We start from the raw sequence: 18267 nt of genomic DNA, 5'->3' as shown, positions 1-18267 counted from the left end.
GTTATATTTTGAAGGTTGTTTTAATATGTCTCAAAATGGAATAAATCTCAACCGTGCCGGATTCCCAAATTGCTGATGGATTTATGGAGAATTTAGCGAGGACCTCTTGCAGCGACGATTCCCGAATAACAAGGAACACATTCCCTTGGTAGTCATGGACAATATTTGATAACGCTTCCGCCCATCCCGAATCTTGGAGTTCAAGCGGCCCCACTTCATCTATAATGACAATCTCGCACTCTTTGATAGCAGGAATGGAGAGAGCATCAAACCCAAATTGAAGTGCGTAAGGATAAAATTTGAATGGACCAGCAGTGATTCCTTTATCGGGTGCATCTATTCTGCAAAGTGGTATTCTTTTTTGCGTTCGAATATCGAAAAGATCGTACCCAAGCCGTTCAAGATTGTGCATTACTTTCAACTGTAAGATTCCACCAACTACATATCCGTCATTTTTTAATTTGTGAGATAGTTCTTCGACCAACGTAGTTTTTCCGCTGTCTTTCTCACCGGTAAGGACAAATATGTTCGACTCTTTGTTTTGTAGATTCATCTGTTGTTTTGCATGCGCAAGAATTTTAGCCATTGAATCTATAGGATGCTTAATAAACATTTTCTCCCGCTGCAGTTGCTCAATCATAAAGGGAAGAGATCCAAATGCAGCTTCTAAAGCTACTGACAAATTCTTTAGGTGTGATCGGAGAAAGAAATTGATGATGAGCGGATTGCGAAATTCAACGCTGATGGCCGCGAAAATTGAAACAACGAAAATCGCCCGAAAAAACATCTGAAGCCCGATGATCAGTCCCGCAGTTCTGTCCGAAAGAGAAAATTCCCCCAATACTAATCCGGCTGCGATCGAAACAACACCAATCTCGAACCAGAAGATCCACCGTTGAAATCTCTCTCGCAATTGAGCGTATTGTATGAAACAGAAGGGAATATAGAGAAGAAAATAAACAGATTGAATGATGAGTCCAACAGTAATGATGACGATGTGAAGAATAAGCAATGGTACAGAATATCGTTGACCGCTTGTAAATTCTTTTGGTGTATAGATTGGAGTACTGGCCGATATTTGGTGTTGAGTGTTTGAAATAGTTTGGGCTCGTCTCCCGATTGTCATGCCAACGATAGATGCCATGCCTCCAGAAAATAAGTTCACTCCGATAATAATCGCAATAACATCCACAGAGTCTATGGAAGCGATCCGTAAAGATTTCGATGCAAATTCAACAAGCTTATCGAACAAAATGGCAACGTTGGTTCCATACGTGAAGAGATAAGAGATTACTTTTTGGATGACAGGTGTTGTGCATGCAATAGCACCACCGAGTATATACCCTATCGAATTTCCGCCGATGAATCGTATGGCTATTTCTACGATCCAAGCTTCAAGAGTAATACCAATCATCGGTCCGAAAATCACGGAACTTGGAGAAACGGATTTCATAACAGCGCAAATCACCCCTGCCCGCCAGATGATTCCTTTTTCCTTCCATAAGGTGTGTCCGGCAATAAGTATTGAAATGCCGGCAAAGGAAAGGATCGTGCCCGTCAACGGAAATTTCATGTTATGAAGAAAACTTCCGAGAACGATCTCGACAGAGGCCCAAACACTGCCGAGCAGTGCGGCTTTCTGCCACCGATGGTGAACCAACGGCATTTGCTTCAATGGTGATTTCATAGTACGATCGCTAAATTTCCTGTGTTAATATAAAGATATCTTTCCAACGCACAAATTACTTTTCGGCGGTAAGATCATTTATCGCGTTGACCTCTATGAGTATTATCCTTACATTAATCGGCAGGAAAATCATCCATGGAAAAGAATAAAAAAGAATTTGTTCCTCCTCCGTATGTTTCCGGTGCACGATGTTTCATTTGTGGATCATCCTACAGCTATGGCAATATCCAAACTTGTCCCAAGTGCGGCAGTGAAGGAATTTTGGATATTCAATATGATTATGCAAAAATTTCAAAGCATGTCACTTCTTCCTCTCTAAACAATCGTCCACACAATCATTGGCGCTATAAAGAATTACTCCCAGTCTCTCCGGAAATTGATGTGCCTCATTTACAAGTTGGGTGGACTCCGGTATACGATATTCCTCGACTTGCCTCACACTTTGGAATAAAGAAATTATTTCTGAAAGATGACGGACGCAATCCGACAAGTTCATTTAAAGATCGTGCAAGTTCTGTCGGCGTGATGAAAGCCATTGAATTTGGATATGATACGATCGCCTGTGCATCAACAGGAAACGCCGCTTCATCCCTTGCCGGACTTTCAGCAGCGATTGGATTGAAGAGTTTTATTTTTGTTCCTCAACGCGCTCCTGAACCGAAAGTGACGCAGCTTCTTGTGTTCGGTGCGACGGTATTAAAAGTACAAGGAACGTACGAAAATGCATTTGATCTTTGCCGTGATGCATGTGAAAAATTCAGTTGGTATAATAGAAACAGCGGTACCAATCCTTTCCTGGTAGAAGGAAAGAAGACTGCCGGATTAGAAATTGCGGAACAGTGTGCGAGTGATCTTCCGGATTGGGTGGTTGTTTCGGTCGGCGATGGCTGCACCATCGGCGGGATTGGAAAAGGACTGCAAGAAATGAAACAGCTTGGATTCATCGATCGGGTTCCGCGATTGCTGGGGGTTCAAGCGGAAGGTGCAATGGCGATGGTTGATGCTTTCAAATCGGGAAAGGATCTTATTCCAAGCGAAACGAACACCATTGCCGATAGTATTGCTGTCGGAACGCCGCGCAATTGGCGAAGAGCAATACAGCAGATTACACTGTCGCATGGTGATATGATCGCCGTCTCGGATGATGAAATTCTTGAAGCAATGAACATCACTGCGCGTCTGGGAGGAGTTTTTGGTGAACCGGCTGGAGTGACTGCTTCGGCGGGTCTGAAGAAAGCACTGGAAAAGCATATCATCAAACCGAATGAATCTGCACTTATTATTGTTACCGGAAACGGATTGAAAGATATCCAATCTGCTAAAAAAGCGGCCGGAGATCCGATCAGTCTGCCGCCGACAATTGACGCGCTTGAAAAAGCACTGCAAAAATAAATTATTCCACGACATCGAATCAATTAAAATCTGAATGATAAACAAAGAAACAGCATACAAAAAAATATCTGATCTCGTTGATCGCTTTGAGAAACAATATGTTTCTTACAAGAATTCGGATTACAACGAAACGTTAACGCGAAGAGATTTCATCGATCCATTTTTTAAAGCTTTGGGCTGGGATATCGACAACGAACAAGGATTTTCAGAGGCATATAGAGAAGTGATTCACGAAGACAAAATTAAAATTGGCGGAGCAACAAAAGCTCCCGATTATTCGTTTCGCATTGGCGGCGGTAAACGGCTATTCTTTGTTGAAGCGAAAAAACCAAGCGTTGTTGTTAAAGATGACATTCTTCCTGCGTATCAGGTTCGACGGTATGGATGGAGTGCTAAACTTTCGATAAGTATTGTTTCTGATTTTGAAGAATTTGCTGTTTATGACTGTACAAAAAAACCAATTCCTACCGATAAAGCATCTGTTGCCAGGATAAAGTATCTCACGTTTCGTGATTATTTAAAAGAGTTTGATTTTATTTGGAACACGTTTTCAAAAGAATGTGTTTTTAAAGGGAGTTTTGACAAATTTGTACTCAGCACAGTCAATAAAAAAGGGACGGCAACGGTTGATAAAGATTTTTTACAGTCGTTAGACCGTTGGAGAACACTTCTTGCAACTTCGATAAGTTTAAACAACAAAGACCTTAACGAAGACGAAATAAATTTTGCCGTTCAGCAAACCATTGATAGAATTATTTTCTTACGTATTGCTGAAGACCGAAGTGTAGAGCCTTATGGGAACTTAAAAATTGCTTTAGAAAAAGGGGACTATTATCAAAACCTTTTCGGCATTTTTAAAGAAGCTGACGATAAATACAATTCAGGTTTATTTGATTTTAAGAAAGACAAAATCAGTAAGAATCTTACTATCGACAATAAAGTAATAAAAACTATTGTTAATGAATTGTATTACCCGGAAAGCCCTTATGAGTTTTCGGTATTAGCGGTTGAAATTTTAGGAAGTGCGTATGAACAGTTTCTCGGTAAAGTAATTCGTATTACCCCTGCACATCACGCAAAAATTGAGGAGAAACCTGAAGTACGAAAAGCAGGAGGAGTGTATTACACTCCGCAATACATCGTTGAATACATCGTGCAAAACACGGTCGGAAAACTTGTTGAGGGAAAGATACCGGAAGAAATAAGCACAATAAAGATTGTTGATCCCGCCTGTGGCAGCGGTAGTTTTTTAATTGGTGCTTACCAGTTCTTGCTCGACTGGCATAAAAATTATTATAGCAATAACGGCAAACCAAGTAAAAGTAAAAAAGAAAGCCTTTTAACGCCGGAAGGAAACCTCACTACTGCTGAAAAAAAACGGATTTTGCTCAACAACATTTATGGAGTTGATATTGATTCAAATGCAGTGGAAGTAACAAAGCTTTCGTTATTGCTTAAGTGTATGGAAGGAGAAACGCAGGCTTCTATTTCGCACCAACTGAAAATGTTTAACGAAAGAGTGTTGCCAACATTAGACAGCAATATTAAAGATGGCAATAGTTTAATTGATTTAGATTTCTATGCTGGTGAACTTGATTTTGGAGAAGAGAGAAAAATAAAACCATTTAGTTGGAGAAGAGCTTTTCCCGAAGTCTTTAATATAAAAATTAAGGAATTTGAAGAAATATCGCCGAAAGAAAAATTTAAAAAAGTTCTTATAAAATCGGTAGCAATAGAAAAAGAGTTGAACGAAGCGATGAGAGATTATATTAACACTACAAAAGAACCTCCGACACCATACGGATTTCAAGGTGGTTTTGACATTGTAATAGGTAATCCGCCCTGGGGAGCAGATTTATCAGACGAATCCTTATCCTATTTACGAACCAAACATAGTTCAATCATTGTTCGAATGATTGATTCATATATGTATTTCATCATTCACTCAATTACTCTTTTAAAAGATAACGGCTTTTTTGGGATGATAATACCAAGCACTTTCCTTAACCAAAGTGATATGCAGTTGTTGAGAAAACTGATTGTGGAAAAACATAATCTTCAAATAGTAATTAATCTTGGCGAAAAAGTTTTTGGACCGAAAGTATTAAATACCTCAACACTACTTGTCTTCACAAAGTCCATTTCAAAGGAAAAAGAGATTATAGTTGCGGACATCAGAGAATATGATCCAGACGAGAAAGGAAATGCTCTAAAAAAAATAATTCCAGCAGAGAAGAAACAATGGTTTGATTTGGTAAAAGCAGATGCTCAAGCAACATATTTTACATTCAACTCTTTAAATGTTGCATTGCTAAATAAACTAAAAAAGAAGTTTACATCATTCAATGAAATTGTTGAAGGAGAAATTCAAAGGGGAATAAGTCCCGACTATGCAAAGGCATTTGTCATTAGTTCAAAAGAAGCCGCAAGTAAAAAAATTGAAAAGAAAATTCTAAAGCGGCTTGTTTTAGGAAAACATATTTTAAGATATACCAATATTCAAACTAGTGATTTAATTATTTATCTCACATCTAAAGACAATATTGATGATTACCCTAATGCAAAAGCACATCTTACAGAGTTTAGAAAATATATTACTTGTCGTGAAGTAGCAGAAGGCAAACATCCTTGGTATGCTTTGCACAGACCACGGAACCCTGATATATTTTTAACTAATAAATTTGTCGGTCTTACAACTACAAAAAAACTTTGTCTTACTTTTGACGATGAAGGATATTATGCAACAGATGCTTTGTATGTATTTAAAACAAAAGTAGGAATAAATGAGAAAGCAATTTTAGCAGTACTACATTCAAAAATATTTCAGTTTCTATATGATACTGCAATTCAGGGTGGACAAAGAGTAATTCCACAAGTAAAAGCAGTTTATCTTAAGGATTTACCTTTTCCAAACATTGAGCAAGATCAAACCGAAATTGTGAAACTTGTTGAACAGTTGCAAAATCTAAACAGTAGGAAAGCAACAGTAAAACTTGAAACGAAAATTAGTGAATTACAAGGCAAGATAGATTACTGTGAAAGTAGAATAAATGAAATCGTTTATCGACTCTACGGATTGACGGAGGATGAAATAAAAATAGTGGATAGACAATGAAAATGTGGCTAAAGCCATTTTTAGTTGAAGAATCATTTATCTCAGTCCGCTAAAGCGGACTGCAATAGAAAAATCCGATTAGGATAGATAACAACAGGAATGAAATATCAATTGCAGTCAGATTTATCTGACTGATTAAGCAAACAAAATTCAATTCTTGCTTTAGCCGCATAAAAATTGGTTAAATTATGAACCAGAAAATATGTTATTAAAGAATGCAACATGTGTAACTCTCTCCTCACCATCAATTGAAAAAATTGATTTCCGAATTGAGGATGGGAAAATAACTTCATGCGCAAAGAAGCTTCTTCCCCAAAACAATGAAGAAGTAATTGATCTGTATGGGAAGATTGTTTTGCCAGGTTTCGTAAATGCGCATACACATTTGTATTCATCTCTTTCCCGAGGAATGCCTTCGCCGAAATCTTCGCCGAAAAATTTCCTTGAGATACTGAAAAAAATCTGGTGGAAACTTGATCAAGCACTTGATGAAGAGACAATTTATTATAGCGCGTTGGTAGGAGCTATAGAGGCGGTTCAATGTGGAACTACAACAATCATCGATCACCATGCTTCTCCGAATGCGATTCATGGCTCGCTGGACATCATTAAAGAGGCAGTATCAAAGGTTGGGATTCGCGGAGTATTATGTTATGAAGTGACGGATCGGGGAGGGAAGAAAAAACGTGACGAGGGAATTGCTGAAAACGCACGATTTATCAAGGGAAATAAGGAAAACACATTCTTCCGTGGACTTGTCGGAGCACATGCATCGTTTACGTTAAGTGACGAATCGCTTTCGCTTTGCAGTGAACTGGTTGTTGCAGAGAATACCGGTATACATATTCACGTAGCGGAAGATCTGTGTGATGTTCATGATGCCAAAGCGAAGTATCATTGCAGTATCGTGGAGCGCCTTTCACGAAATAATCTTCTCTCACGCAAGTCGATCTTCGCACACTGCATTCATCTTTCTCAAAAAGATTATTCCCGCCTTAATAAATCACAAGCATGGCTGGTGCACAATCCACGCTCGAATATGAACAATAATGTTGGATATGCGCCGATTCATCAATTCAAAAAACGAGGAATGATTGGTACAGATGGATTCCCTTCTGATATGATTGAAGAGGCGAAGATTGCTTTTTTAAAACGGCAAGATTCCGGTCAAAAAGAAAAAATTGATTTTTCGCATCTCATTTCAGGTGGTCAACAGTGTATTTCCGAGATTTTCGCGTCATCGTTTGGAACACTGGCGAAAAACAGCGTAGCAGATCTTATCGTTTTAGATTATACAGCGCCGACATCGATGATGCCAGAAAATATTCTTGGACATTATTTGTTTGGAATGCGCTCAGCAAATATTGAATCCGTTATGGTAGACGGGAAGTGGATTATGAAAAACAGGATTCTGCCGGGCATCGATATTGAAGCGTTGTATTCAGAAGCGGATAAAAAGTCCAAAAAAATGTGGATCAAAATGATGGAGACCGTCCCATGAATAAACAATGGCGGAGAGAATAATTTCTTATGGCAGAACTCGTTCCAATATCATTCAGCACTCTATTGCGACGGATCTATTACGAGTATACGAAGACCAATGCGATCTTCGATCTGCCGGCACGAAAATTTTACTCTCCATCTGTTGAAGAAAACCTTGCCGTAATTTCCTCTGGAAATCCAGCCGCAAATCCCGTAGGTCCAGCTGCCGGACCTCACACACAACTCGCGCAAAATATCGCACTTTCCTGGCTTGCGGGTGCACGCATCATCGAATTAAAAACCGTTCAAATTAAAGATCAACTTGAACTTACTCGTCCTTGCATCGATATGGCGACGATTGGTTATAACACGGAATGGTCGCAGGAACTGCGTCTGGAGGAATCTCTCCGTGAATATGTAAAAGCGAGTATGATCGTCGAGATTTTGAAACGTTGGCTCTTTCTTGATGTTTCAAATTCGAAATTCACATCGACACAATTCGATACGATCTATGACGTAAGTGTCGGATACGATCTTGCCGGAATTCAGTCATCGCAAATTCGTTCGTGGTTGAAAATGATGAACGATGCCTCTGTTCTTGTTGAAGAATTGCGAAAAGAGATTCCGAATGAATTCGAACAATACCGTGATCTTCCATTCAATACAAAAATTTCGGACAGCATCACCCTTTCAACATTTCACGGAACACCTGCCGGTGAGATCGAACGAATCAGTGAATTCTTATTGACGGAAATGGGATTTCATGTTGTCGTAAAGATGAATCCACCGATGCTCGGTAGACCTCGTCTTGAGCATTTGCTCTATGATAAACTCGGTTACACAGATATCACGGTGAATTCAAAAGCATACGATGTGAATATTCACTTTAACGATGCGGTTGCCATGATGAAACGACTGCAGCATACGGCAATAAAAAATGGCAGAACGATTGGCGTAAAATTCGGTAATACTTTAGAAGTGATGAACAAAGGGAATTTTCTGAAAGACAAAGTGCAGTATCTTTCCGGGCAACCGTTGCATATTCTTCATCTTTCGCTCGTTGAAGAGTGGCGGAATCATTTTGATGCTGCATTCCCCGTATCGTTTTCCGCTGGAGTTGATGCAAATAATTTTTCGGACTGCGTCTCCATTGGTCTTGTTCCAGTAACCACATGTACCGATCTGCTTCGACCTGGCGGCTATGGAAGACTCCCCAAATATTTGACTAATCTTGAACAGTCGATGAAAATGGTCGAAGCAACAACGATTGATGAATTTATCGTTCGCACGGCAAAAAAGAGTGGTTGCCAATCTGAAAATCTTCAGGATGCAATTCTGCATAATACAAAAGCACTTGTAACAAAAAGCATTGCAAATCCCCGCTATCATTTTTCGAACAATCAAAAAGTGCCAAGAAAAATCGGCACCTCACTGAAATTATTTGATTGCATCAATTGTGATAAGTGTATTCCCGTCTGCCCAAACGATGCCAATTTTTATTTTGAAATCGAGCCGGTCGAGATGGAATATGAAAATATTGAAATCACCTCTGAGGGATGGAAGAAATCCTTTGGAGGGAAATTATCGATTGTGGAAAAACATCAAATCGGCACATTTGCCGATGCATGCAACGAATGCGGAAATTGTGATGTTTTTTGCCCAGAAGATGGCGGGCCATATATTGAAAAACCAAGATTTTTTGGTTCACTAGACGCGTATAGGAAATGGAATACATTGAGTGGATTTGCTTTGCAATTCGATAAAAACAAAGTTATTCTCTTGGGAAGATTTAAGGATCAAGAATTTGAGTTGCATCTTGATATAATGAAATCAACGTCGCTGTTCAAAAACAGCGAATTTCAAGTGAGTATTGGATCCAACGGATATGAAATTGTGAATGCCATCGGCATAATTTCAACACAAATTGATATGCGGTATTACGTTGTGATGTCCACATTGCTGAAGGGGATTATGAACAGCTCAAAAATAAATTTTGTGAATGTGCAATTTCATGCAATAAATGAAAAGGATGTTGTGATACACTAATTATTTTTATTTCATCTTTCCTTAATTAAAATGAGCACTACACAGTTTGTGTTGAACGGAAAAGAGTTTGAAGCGGCAGTGGATGAGCAGATCTCATTGATGGATGTTCTGCGCGAACAAGCCGGATTAATCTCTCCAAAAAATGGCTGTGCACCTCAAGGTTCCTGCGGATGTTGTGTGGTGATTGTTGATGGTAAAGCTGTTTCGTCGTGCGCCGTTCCGGCAAAGAACGTGCAAGGGAAAAATGTTATTACACTTGAAGGACTTGATGAAAAGGAACGAGATATTTTCTCAAAAGCATTTGTGCTTTCTGCCGGTATGCAATGTGGCTTCTGCACACCCGGTATTGTGATGCGTGCAAAAAGTCTTATTCAAAAAAATCCCGCCCCAAGCAGAACAGAAATTGCCGTTGCATTGAATAATCATATCTGCCGATGTACGGGCTATGTGAAGATTATCGATGCAATTGATTTAGCCGCAAAAGCATTCAATGGTATTCCGTTACCTAAGCCTGATTACTCCGGGAAGATTGGTTCCAGCCTGCCAAGAATGGATGGTGAAAAGTTCGCAATGGGTGAACGTCCGTACATTGATGATATTGTGATGCCCCAGATGTTGTATGCTGCCTTTCTCTTTTCACCTCATCCTCGAATAAAAATTAACAAGATTGATTGCTCCAACGCAGAGCAATCTGCAGAAGTCGTACGCGTTATCAAGGCAAACGATGTTCCCGGCGAGCGGAAGCAGGGTCTTATTTATAAAGACTGGCCGCTGCTTCACGCGGAAGGGGAAATTACCCATTGCATCGGTGATATTTTGGCAATGGTTGTTGCAAACGATAATCGCTCTGCTCATAAAGCAGTTGAAAAAATACAATTAGAATATGAGATTCTTCCCGGCGTGTTCAATCCGGAGGAAGCATTGCAACCGAATGCTCCTCAAGTGCATGCGCATCATGTGAATCTTTTGTCCAATTCCATCATCAAGCGTGGCGATGTTGATCAGGCATTGGCAGATTCAGCCTTCGTTGAGACGAGAACATTCGAAACGCAGGTGATTGAACATGCATTTCTCGAACCGGAAAGTTCCATTGCATTTCTCACCAACGACACTATTGAAGTGTTAAGCCAGGGACAAGGTGTGTTCGACGATAGAAAACAGATCGCTTCGTTTCTCAATCTACCGGAAGAAAAAGTAAAAGTGACGCTCATAACCAATGGAGGAGCGTTTGGTGGAAAAGAAGATCTGAGCATTCAGGCTCATGTAGCGCTTGCCGCAATGTTGATTGGAAAACCGGTGAAAGCAACATTAACTCGGGAAGAGAGTATCCGACTTCATCCGAAACGTCATCCGATAAAAATGACATACACCGTCGGATGTGATGTGAACGGTAAATTGACCGCCGTGCGTGCACGGATGATAGGTGATAAGGGAGCGTATGCATCTGTTGGTACAAAAGTGTTGGAGCGCGCAGCCGGACATGCGTGTGGGCCGTATAATATTTTGAATTCAGATGTTGAAGCAAAAGCAGTCTACACTAACAATCTTCCGTGCGGAGCAATGCGTGGATTCGGAGCAAATCAGGCTTCGTTTGCCATTGAAGGAATGATGGACATCCTTGCAGAAAAAGTGGGTATTGACGGATGGGAAATGCGCTGGAGAAATGTTGTGGATGTGGGTGACACATTTTGTACTGGTCAGGTTTTTGAACGCGCTGTTGGGATAAAGAAAACGCTTCTTGCAGTGAAAGATGTTTACTATTCATCAAAATATGTCGGTATCGGCTGCGGAATAAAAAACGTCGGCATCGGAAACGGTATGCCGGAGTATGGACAAGCGATCGTCACTGTCCATCCCGATGAATCGATTACAATCAATACCGGTTTTACAGAGATGGGACAAGGTTTCTGTACGGTGATGATTCAATTTTTCAGCGATGTCACGGGAATCGATCCGAGAAAAGTTCGCGTCGATATCGATACAACACAACCGACTCCCTGCGGGATGACTACTGCTTCGAGAGCAACTGTTCTTGGCGGTCGTGCGGTGATCAAAGCGGCGCAAGAATTGAAAAAGGATCTTGATGTTGGCAGGAACCTTAGCGAATTGCAAGGGAAGAAATATTTCGGCGAAGTTGTCATCGATTACACGACAGCGCTTGAAGCGAAAACGAATAAACCGATTACCCATATGACATTTGGTTTTGCCACTCAGGTCTGCATACTTGATGAACAAGGTCATGTGAAAAAAATTGTTGCTGCACACGATGTCGGCAGAATTATAAATAGAAAATTGTTGGAGGGACAGATGGAGGGGGCCATCCATATGGGATTGGGCTATGCACTCACAGAAGAATTGAAACAAAAAAACGGCATGCCTGAATCGTTTAAGCTGCGTTCGCTTGGGATACTGCGGGCAAAAGATATGCCGGAGACAGAAGTGATTTTTGTTGAAGAACACGAATCCGAAGGTCCTTTTGGTGCAAAAGGTGTTGGAGAAATTGGTCTTGTCCCGACAGCCGGAGCAGTGGCAGGAGCATTATATAAATTTGATGGTATTCGTCGTTTCACATTGCCGATGAAGGATTCTCCGGCAGCAAAATTGATGTATAAATAAGTAGTGCATTTTTAAATTGAAAGGATCGCTATGCAACAAGCATTTCAAACACAGTTTAATATACTCTCAAGTCTTAAAACGAATATGTTTAACAAGGATTTTCTGTTGACATGGGAACGGACTGATGATGAATTAAAAGCAGTGTTAACCGTAGCACAATTACTGAAAGATATGCACAAAGCGGGGATGTCTTTGCGCACATTCGACACGGGACTTGCGATTTCAATTTTTCGTGACAATTCAACCCGCACACGCTTCAGTTACGCATCGGCAGCAAATGCTCTCGGTTTAGGTCTGTCTGAGCTTGACGAAGAAAAATCACAAATTGCTCACGGCGAAACGGTGCGTGAAACGGCGAATATGATTTCCTTTCTAGCCGAAGTGATCGGTATTCGGGATGATATGTTCCTGGGTGAAGGAAATTCATATATGCGTGAATTTGGTGCTGCCATTCAGGAGGGATATGAAAATGGGATACTGCATCAACGGCCTACGGTCCTAAATTTACAATGCGATATCGATCATCCCACCCAGGCGCTTGCAGATCTTATGCAGCTCAAAAATACATTTGGTTCACTGGAAAATTTACGAGGGAAAAAAATTGCAATGACGTGGGCATATTCCCCAAGTTATGGCAAACCGCTCTCAGTGCCGCAGGGAATTATTGGATTGATGTCACGTTATGGCATGGATGTCTCCCTGGCATATCCCGAAGGATATGGATTGATCCCGGATGTGCTTGAACAAGCAAAAAAACAATCTACACAGACGGGCGGAAAATTTGAGATCGTCAATTCGATGGAAGACGCATTCAAGGATGCAGACATCGTCTATCCAAAATCGTGGGCACCGTTCAATGTGATGCAGCGAAGGACGGTTCTTCTGAACAATAACGACAAGCCGGGTTTGAAAGAATTGGAAAAGGAATGTCTTGCCAATAATGCAAAATTTAAAAACTGGGAATGCGATGAGAAGAAAATGAAGCTGACGAAAAAAGGGGAAGCGTTATATATGCACTGTCTTCCAGCCGATATTTCCGGTGTAAGTTGTACCGAAGGTGAAGTATCCAAAGGTGTATTCGAAAAGTATCGTCTCTCCACGTACGCTGAAGCGGGGTACAAACCGTTCGTTATTGCTGCTTTGATGTTTTTGACACGGATGGAAAATCCGAATGATAAAATGAAACAGCTGTTGGAATCAAATAAAAACAGAAGATAGATTTTTTTCACAGCAGAGGCGCGAAGGCGCAGAGAAGAATAATTTCATTGCGTCTTAACGACTTTGCGGTTATAACAATTTGGAGAAACGATGTCAAAAATAATTAAAAACATAAATCGTGAAGTTGTAAAAAAGACAGCGAAGCGATGTAAAGAACACGGAATTACCATTCCCACATTTGCTCAAATGAGAGATCCCAATCTGATCCCATTAAATGTGAAACAAAAACTTCCGTCCATTGGATTGTGGGATGTGAATCCGCTGAATTTATACAGGATTACTTGGAAAAACGATATAAAGACCGGAGGTTTTGGCGGAGTAAATTATTTTGAAATTCCCAAAGCCATTACCGGTGTCAACGCGCGGATTATTGGTATCGTCGGAAAATATTTTCCGACCGGTGCACATAAGGTTGGTGCTGCGTTCGGATGCTTGGTTCCACGATTGGTGAGCGGTGAATTCGATCCGGAAAAACATAAAGCGGTCTGGCCATCCACGGGAAATTACTGCAGAGGAGGTGCATTCGATTGCCGCTTGCTGGATTGCACACCTATTGCCATCCTTCCCGAAGGGATGTCGAAAGAACGTTTTGTATGGTTAAAAGAGATCGGCGCTGAAGTGATTGCGACACCCGGAACAGAATCCAACGTGAAAGAAATTTACGATAAATGCTGGGAGTTGAAAAAGGATCCTCTCAACATCATCTTTAACCAGTTTGAAGAATTTGGAAATCCTATCTGGCATTACAATGTGACAGGCCCTGCATTAGAAGAAGCATTTCAAGATCTCAGAATAAAAGATGGAAATGCTGCAGCCTATATTTCTGCAACCGGTTCAGCTGGGACAATCGGTGCAGGAGATTATCTCAAGAAGCTCCATCCGAATCTTAAAATCGTTGCCAGTGAAGCATTGCAGTGCCCCACATTGTTGATGAACGGATTTGGTGAACATCGCATTGAAGGGATCGGCGATAAACATGTTCCATGGGTTCACAATGTTCGCAATACGGATACCGTCTCTGCAATTGATGATGAGGATTGTATGCGGGTGCTCCGATTATTTAACGAGGCCGAAGGGCGGAAATATTTAAAATCGCAAGGCGTTTCCGAAATGGTACTGGATCAATTGACCTTAATGGGTATTTCCAGTATTTCGAACATGCTTTCAGCAATTAAAACGGCAAAATATTTCGAGTTTGGATCGGATGATGTTGTTTTGACAATCTTTACTGATTCAGCGGATATGTATAAATCTCGCGTTGAAGAACTTCGTCTTGAGCGTGGTTCATACACTTCCATGGATGCGGCAAAAGATCACGCAGCACCGTTGATGCATCAAAGTATAGACTATTACAAGGAACTTTCTTATTACGATAAAAAGGCTATTCATAATCTGAAATATTTTACATGGGTCGAACAGCAGGGAAAATCATCGGATGAGCTGCGCGAACAATGGTATCCGGAATACTGGCGTTCCTTATTTGAAGATGAGGTTGCAGAATTTGACAAACTCATCACAGAGTTTAATGCGATGATGTAACAAAACATGTTTAGATGGAACAAAATAAGTACAGTCGTACATAGATCATTTTTAATCGTCATAAGAAAAGGATGAACATATGTTACAAAAAATCTATGCTGAAGCAAAAAAGAATGAACGGGCTGTCGCCGGTTTCCTTCGCGAATTAATTGCTATAAAATCACTCAGCTCGCAGGAGGGGAATGTTATTGCGCGAGTAAAACAGGAAATGGAGAAATGTAAATTTGACGAGATCACCATCGATCCGATGGGAAATATCATAGGCCGTATCGGACACGGAAAACATGTGATTGCATTTGATGCGCATGTGGATACAGTCGACGTCGGCAATCCCGAAAACTGGAAAGTTGATCCGTTCAAAGGAGATGAAAAAGATGGTATCATTTATGGAAGAGGAGCATGCGATATGAAAGGAGCACTCGCATCAATCATTTACGGCGGAAAGATTATTAAAGACCTCGGTCTGGAAGACGATTATACGTTGTATGTAGTCGGAAGTGTTCAAGAAGAAGATTGCGACGGACTATGTTGGCAATACATCATCAAAGAGGATAAACTCCGTCCTGAAGTTGTGGTGATTACTGAACCGACCAATCTCGCCGTCTATCGCGGCCACCGTGGACGGATGGAGATCGAAGTCCGCACAAAAGGAATTTCCTGTCACGGGTCTGCACCAGAACGGGGAGTGAATGCTGTCTACAAAATGGCGCCGATCGTTCAAGATATCGAAAAATTGAATGAGCGACTTGGAGGCGAACCATTCCTCGGAAAGGGAACTGTGACAATCGCTGAATTCCGTTCAACCTCTCCTTCACTCTGTGCGGTTGCTGATTCGGCAACAATACATTTAGACCGCCGCCTTGCCGCAACAGATACACTGGAATCTGCAGTAAAAGAAATTCAAGATCTGCCGAGCGTTAAGGCTGCCGGTGCGGAGGTGGTTGTTCTCGATTATGCCATTGCAAGCTGGAAAGGACTAACATATCCCACACAGAAATATTTTCCCACGTGGCTTCTACCGGAAAATGATCCGGTGCTCAATACCGGAGTAAAAGCATTTGAAGGACTGTTCGGCGAAAAACCGGTCGTCAGTCGCTGGGTGTTCAGTACGAACGGAGTTGCAGTGATGGGAATGCATGGAATAAAATGTATCGGCTTTGGACCGGGAAATGAGATTTATGCCCATATGGCAACCGAACATATTCCTGTTGAACATTTAGTGAAAGCATCAGCATGGTATGCAGCGTTTCCGAAAACATATTTAACGGAAACGAAATAGGTTCATTCTTCCAATGAATACGCCAACATTAATAGCAATCGGTGGAAATTCGTTGATCCGTCATGGTCAACGCGGTTCGATCAGTGAACAGATGGAAAACGCAGCCATCACGTGTAGGCATCTTGCTGCACTGATCGAACAAGGACATTCGTTGATCATAACGCACGGAAATGGACCGCAGGTAGGAGCGCAACTTATTCGCTCTGAACTCGGCTCATCACAAGTATACCAGCTTCCATTGGATTGTTGCGACGCTTCTACGCAGGGAGAAATGGGATATCTAATGCAGAATGCTCTTCGTTCCGCATTGCACGCTCGCGGCATCTCCAAACCGATCGTCACCATTCTCACGCAGGTTGTTGTTGACAAAAATGATCCTGCGTTCGCAAATCCTACTAAAACTGTTGGTCCTTTTTATTCGCAAAAAGTAGCGGAAGAACGAAAACGTGAGCTTGGCTGGGCGATTGTTGAAGATGCGGCACGGGGATATCGGCGCGTTGTTCCTTCGCCGCAGCCGTTGGATATTGTTGAATTGGATGTTATTGAGCATTGCGTTAATAACGGAATGATTGTCATCGCCGTCGGTGGAGGTGGTATTCCGGTTGTTCGTGAGAATGGAATCTATCAAGGTGTTGAAGCAGTGATAGATAAGGATCGGGCATCGGCACTTTTAGCGAAGAAACTTCACCTTAAACGATTTGTCATCTCAACGGATACTGACCGAGTGTACCTAAACTTCAAACACCAGAATCAAATTGCATTGGACTCATTATCGTTGGAGCTGGCAATGCAGTATCAAAAAGAACATCATTTCCTGGCTGGCAGCATGGGACCAAAAATGGAAGCAGCGATCGATTTTATTTCCCACGGCGGCGAAGAGGTCATTATCACGCGAGCGGAACTGCTTGTTGATGCAATGAACGGTTCGGCAGGAACACATCTTTCAATGAATGGTTAATAGGTAGTCCATGAAAATTAGACATGTTTTGGAATCGCAGCAATTTACATTACCGATGTTAACGGAGTTGTTCGAACGCGCACACGAAATGGAAATTGTTTTGAAGCGCGGCGGAACACGCGATTACGATAAAAAAGTGATGGCGTCTCTTTTTTATGAATCAGGATTGTTGACCCGTTTCTCCTTCGAATCTGCCATGGCGCGCTTAGGAGGGAAAGTGATTTCGACAGAACATGCGTCGAAGTTTTTCTCATCAACACCGGGAGACGAACTGGAAGATACCATAAAAATCGTCGATGATTTTTGCGATGTCATCGTACTCCGGCATAACCATATCGGCGGAGCAAAGCGTGCAGCGGCTGTTTCCACCTGTTCTATCATCAATGCGGGCGACGGGAAAGGGGGACAGCATCCAACGCAGGCACTGCTCGATTTATATACCATCCACAAAGAGACAAATAAACTGGATGGATTGCGTGTTGCGATGGTTGGTGATCTTGCCGGAGGACGCACAGTGCGGTCGCTTTCGTACCTGCTGGGGAAATATGAGAGAGTGAAGATATATTTCGTCGCACCAAAATCGCTGCAGATGAAAAACGATATGCTGTCACATCTCGAAGAGAATAATGTTTGGTTTACGATGGAAGAACATCTCCATTCTGTGCTGCCGGAAGTTGATGTTGTCTATACAACAGGCATCGAGCGGGATAGATTCACAGGAAGCGATGAGGAATACATGAAGTTCAAAAAGGAATATTTTATTGATGCCGAATCAATGAAACTGCTGCACAATAAAGCGATTGTCATGGATCCCCTTTCGCGCAATGAAGAGATCGCGCATGAAGTGGATAAAGATCCACGGGCGGCATACTTTCGCCAAACGCAGAACGGTGTCATCATTCGAATGGCGCTGCTTGCCTGGGTGATGGAATAAC

General features: G+C 41.6%; 11 protein-coding genes. 10 read left to right on the top strand and 1 reads right to left on the bottom strand.

Annotated elements, in window-relative coordinates; all coding sequences use genetic code 11:
• Position 1 precedes the first annotated feature (1 nt).
• Complete coding sequence (locus WDA22_07465; GenBank protein MFA5833296.1) at positions 2-1687, bottom strand: nucleoside-triphosphatase; 1686 nt, start codon at positions 1685-1687, stop codon at positions 2-4.
• Positions 1688-1822: 135 nt separating this feature from the next.
• On the opposite strand from WDA22_07465, the gene thrC reads away from it, so the two are divergent.
• The 10 genes from thrC to pyrB all read left to right on the top strand — a co-directional run bounded on the left by thrC (position 1823) and on the right by pyrB (position 18266).
• The gene (gene thrC, locus WDA22_07460; GenBank protein ID MFA5833295.1) at positions 1823-3079 is read left to right on the top strand and encodes a threonine synthase; all 1257 of its coding nucleotides are present in this window, start codon (positions 1823-1825) and stop codon (positions 3077-3079) included.
• Between the two features lie 34 nt (positions 3080-3113).
• The gene (locus tag WDA22_07455; protein MFA5833294.1) at positions 3114-6194 is read left to right on the top strand and encodes an N-6 DNA methylase; all 3081 of its coding nucleotides are present in this window, start codon (positions 3114-3116) and stop codon (positions 6192-6194) included.
• Between the two features lie 202 nt (positions 6195-6396).
• Complete coding sequence (gene ssnA, locus WDA22_07450) at positions 6397-7695, top strand: putative aminohydrolase SsnA (protein MFA5833293.1); 1299 nt, start codon at positions 6397-6399, stop codon at positions 7693-7695.
• A 29-nt stretch (positions 7696-7724) separates the two neighbouring features.
• Complete coding sequence (locus WDA22_07445; GenBank protein ID MFA5833292.1) at positions 7725-9722, top strand: 4Fe-4S dicluster domain-containing protein; 1998 nt, start codon at positions 7725-7727, stop codon at positions 9720-9722.
• Between the two features lie 30 nt (positions 9723-9752).
• Positions 9753-12338: a selenium-dependent xanthine dehydrogenase gene (gene xdh / locus WDA22_07440; GenBank protein MFA5833291.1), complete on the top strand. Its 2586-nt coding sequence runs from the start codon at positions 9753-9755 to the stop codon at positions 12336-12338.
• Between the two features lie 30 nt (positions 12339-12368).
• A complete protein-coding gene (gene ygeW / locus WDA22_07435) occupies positions 12369-13556 on the top strand; it encodes a knotted carbamoyltransferase YgeW (protein ID MFA5833290.1) in 1188 nt (395 codons plus the stop codon).
• Positions 13557-13646: 90 nt separating this feature from the next.
• Entirely contained in the window at positions 13647-15095 is a 1449-nt protein-coding gene (locus WDA22_07430; protein ID MFA5833289.1) for a pyridoxal-phosphate dependent enzyme, read from the top strand.
• 79 nt (positions 15096-15174) lie between these two features.
• Entirely contained in the window at positions 15175-16374 is a 1200-nt protein-coding gene (locus WDA22_07425) for a YgeY family selenium metabolism-linked hydrolase (protein MFA5833288.1), read from the top strand.
• 13 nt (positions 16375-16387) lie between these two features.
• Positions 16388-17332, top strand: coding sequence for a carbamate kinase (gene arcC / locus WDA22_07420; protein ID MFA5833287.1), 945 nt, complete (start codon positions 16388-16390; stop codon positions 17330-17332).
• A 10-nt stretch (positions 17333-17342) separates the two neighbouring features.
• A complete protein-coding gene (gene pyrB / locus WDA22_07415; GenBank protein MFA5833286.1) occupies positions 17343-18266 on the top strand; it encodes an aspartate carbamoyltransferase in 924 nt (307 codons plus the stop codon).
• The last annotated feature ends 1 nt before the right edge of the window (position 18267 follow it).

Source organism: Bacteroidota bacterium, from assembly GCA_041658205.1.
Classification (GTDB): domain Bacteria; phylum Bacteroidota; class Ignavibacteria; order UBA10030; family UBA8401; genus UBA8401.
Note: the sequence above shows the minus strand (reverse complement) of the source record. Positions and strands in the feature narration are given on the sequence as shown.